Source organism: Streptomyces thermospinosisporus (genome assembly GCF_039526425.1).
In the GTDB taxonomy this organism is placed as follows: domain Bacteria; phylum Actinomycetota; class Actinomycetes; order Streptomycetales; family Streptomycetaceae; genus Streptomyces; species Streptomyces thermocarboxydovorans.
Map to the genome: position 1 here is coordinate 1 of NZ_BAAAIZ010000111.1, position 3,085 is coordinate 3,085.

The 3,085-nt window shown below is 77.0% G+C and carries 2 protein-coding genes; one reads left to right on the forward strand and one right to left on the reverse strand.

The genetic code is table 11. The annotated features are described in order from the left end of the window. Positions 1 to 1,360: serine/threonine-protein kinase (locus tag ABD207_RS28645; protein WP_344016121.1), on the reverse strand; the 1,360-nt coding region annotated here is incomplete at its 3' end. 442 nt (positions 1,361 to 1,802) lie between these two features. On the opposite strand from ABD207_RS28645, the gene ABD207_RS28650 reads away from it, so the two are divergent. Further along, positions 1,803 to 3,085: FHA domain-containing protein (locus ABD207_RS28650; RefSeq protein WP_344016122.1), on the forward strand; the 1,283-nt coding region annotated here is incomplete at its 3' end.

Below are 3,085 nucleotides of genomic sequence, written 5' to 3' on the forward strand. Positions count from 1 at the left end.
GCGATGCCGGTGTTGCGTAGCGCTGCGGCTGCGGCGGGTAGCCGTAACCGGCCGGCGGCTGCTGCTGGGGGCGCCGCTGCGGGGGCTGCTGGGGCCGCGCGACCTGCCGCTGGGGGCGGCGGCGCAGCGGGTCCTGGCTGGGGTCGAGGTACTGGACCTGGGTCTGCTCGTTGCGGTCGCGGGCCGCGCGCAGCTGGGTCTGCCAGGGGTGCGGCTCCTCGGGCCCGGGCGCCTGGCCGCCGGGCGGCCCCGGCGGCACCGGGGGCATGACGGCCGTCGGGTCGGCCGCGCCGGACCGGCCGGAGGGCCCGGACGGGCCGCCGGTCTGCGGCAGCACGCTGGTCGCGGCGTTCGGGTCGTAGGAGCCGGCCCCCTGCGGCAGCACCTGCGTCGGGTCGGCATCCCCGGACGAGCCGGACGAGCCGGACGAGCCGGGCACCGGCGCGGGGGCCGGGTCGGGCATGAGCAGCGCGCCGACGTTCTCGGCGGCGGCGATCTGCGCGGTGCCGGCGTGCACGCCGATGCCCTCGGCGACGACGCGCAGGCCGCGGGCGAGGTTCTCGGCGCTGGGGCGCTCGTCGGGGTTCTTGCGCAGGCAGCGCTCGATGACCGTCCACAGCGGGTCGGGGACGGTGGAGGGCCGGCGCGGTTCGGCGCTCAGGTGCTGGTGCAGCACCTCGAGCGCGGAGCCGCCGGAGAACGGCGGGCGGCCGGTGACCAGCTCGTACAGCAGGATGCCGGCGCCGTAGATGTCCACGGCGGAGGTCTGCGGGCGTCCCTCGGCCGACTCGGGCGCGACGTACGCGGGCGTGCCCACGAATTCCTGGGTGCGGGTGAGGCCGGGCGAGTCGGCGAGGCGGGCGATGCCGAAGTCGGTGAGCATCGGGTGCAGCCGGTCGCCCTCCTGCTTGAGCAGGACGTTGGCCGGCTTCAGGTCGCGGTGGACCACGCCGTCGGCGTGGCTGGCGGCGAGCGCGTCCGCGATCTGCGCGGTGAGCAGGGCGGCGGCGACCGGCGTGAAGGGGCCGTTCTCGCGCAGGTAGCGGTGCAGGTCGGGACCGTCGATGAGGTCCATGACCAGCGCCAGCAGGTCGCCCTCGACCACCAGGTCGCGGACCCGGACGATGTTGGGATGGGTCAGCCGGAGCAGCACGGAGCGCTCCCGCAGGAAGCGCATCACCACATCGGCGTCGTTCGCGAGCTCCTCCTTGAGGACCTTGATCGCGACGGTCTCGCCGGGCTGTCCGGGCACGGCCGCCTCGGCACCCGCGGTCTCCCGCTGGCGCGCACGCCATACGGTGCCCGTGGCGCCGCGACCGAGCGGCTCCTCGAGGAGGTACTTGCTGCCGACTGGCCGCACGTCACGCGCTCCCTGCTGCTTGCCTTGCCCTACTGGCCTTACTGCCGTCCGACCCACTCTAGGGGGTGTCCGCATAGCCGCGCCTGCCCCGCCCTCCGGGCGGACGACGCAGCTATGCGGACGCCCCCTGTGCCGAGGTGCGCGAGACCGGGCTGTCGTCATTCTGTGGGTCTTACGTACACGATCCCGCTTCTGTTCGAAGGAAAGACGCTCACCTCGGTCTCCCGGTTGCCGAAAACGGACGTGACCGATCTCAATCGGGCGCCCGGGCCGCCGTTGCCAGGCACTTTTGCGGGCAGAGCCGACCAATCAAGATCACTTGTTGCGGAGCGGCGGGCGCGTTGTCGGTGTCAGGTGCGAGGATGCGGGGCAGTACTGGCCGACGTGCTCGTGCGGGGTGGGGGGCTTTTCCGCGCCCGCGCAGAAGGGACCGCTGACGGCGATGCAGATCCGGCTGACCGTCGTAGACCCGCTGGGTCCGGCCGCCTCCGCGCGGGACCGGGTCACACGCCGCGACGTCCTGGTCACGGCGCCCGCGGGCACGGCACTGGCCGCGGTCGCCTCGGCGCTGGCCTCCGCGGTCCCCGGCGGTGAGGGCTCCTCGGGCGCACCCGTGCTGTACGCGGGCGAGCAGCGGCTGGACGCGCAGCGCTGCACCCTGGGCGAGCCGCCATTGATCGACGGCGCGGTGCTGGCCGTGGGCGCCCCGGGCGTGCCCGAGCCGCATCCCGAGCTGGACGACGCCCCGACCCGGCTCCATGTGGTCGCCGGTCCCGACGCGGGCGGGGTGCATCTGCTGCACGGCGGCGAGATCCGCATCGGGCGCTCCGCCGACGCCGACGTGCCGCTGGACGACCCGGACGTCTCCCGGCTGCACTGCGCGGTCACGGTCGCCCCGGACGGCCGGGTCTCGGTCGCCGACCTCGGCTCCACCAACGGCACCACGCTGGACGGACGGCGGGTGGGGCCCCGCCCGGTCCGCTTCCCTCCGGGCGCCCTGCTGCGCATAGGCGAGTCGGCGCTGCGCCTCACTCCGTCCGGGGGCCCGGCGGCCCGTACGCCCACGGCCCCGGACAGCGAGGGCCACGTCCGCGTCGGCGGCTCGCCCGGCCCGCACGGACTGCACCGACCGCACGGCCCGCACGGACTGCACGGACCGCACGGACCGCACGGACCGCACGGACCGCACGGAACCGGGGCCCCCGAGGGCCCCACCGGCCACGCCACCGGCGTCCCGGGCGTCCGGACCGAGGTCCCGCCCCAGGGCGGCGCCCCGGACGTCGAGTCCCGCCCCGGGCCCCCGCGCCCGCCGAAGAGCCGCCGGGCCTCCGGGCGGACGGAGCAGAGCCCGGACGCCGGTGCCCCGGTGCCCGGAGGCGCACGGCACGACCGGGCCCCGGAGGGGACGGCCCCGGGCGCCGAGGCGCCGCACGGCTTCGGCGGGCCCGCCGGTCACCCGGCCGGCCCGCGGGAGGCGACCGGGAGCGGGACCGGCACGTACACGGGCCGGCCCCATGCCGTCGACGAGCGAGGCCACAGCTCCGCGGACCCCGGACACCCGTCCGCCGCAGGCGCCCCCGCCACCGGCACCCGGAACGACACCCACCCGGGCACCCCCACCGCCCGCACCACCGCCACCACCGGCACGGCCCCGTCCCCCGCCGCCCCGCGCAGGCGCGGCGGCATAACCGCCTGGGCCCGGCGGCTGGCCGGAGGGCGGGCGGC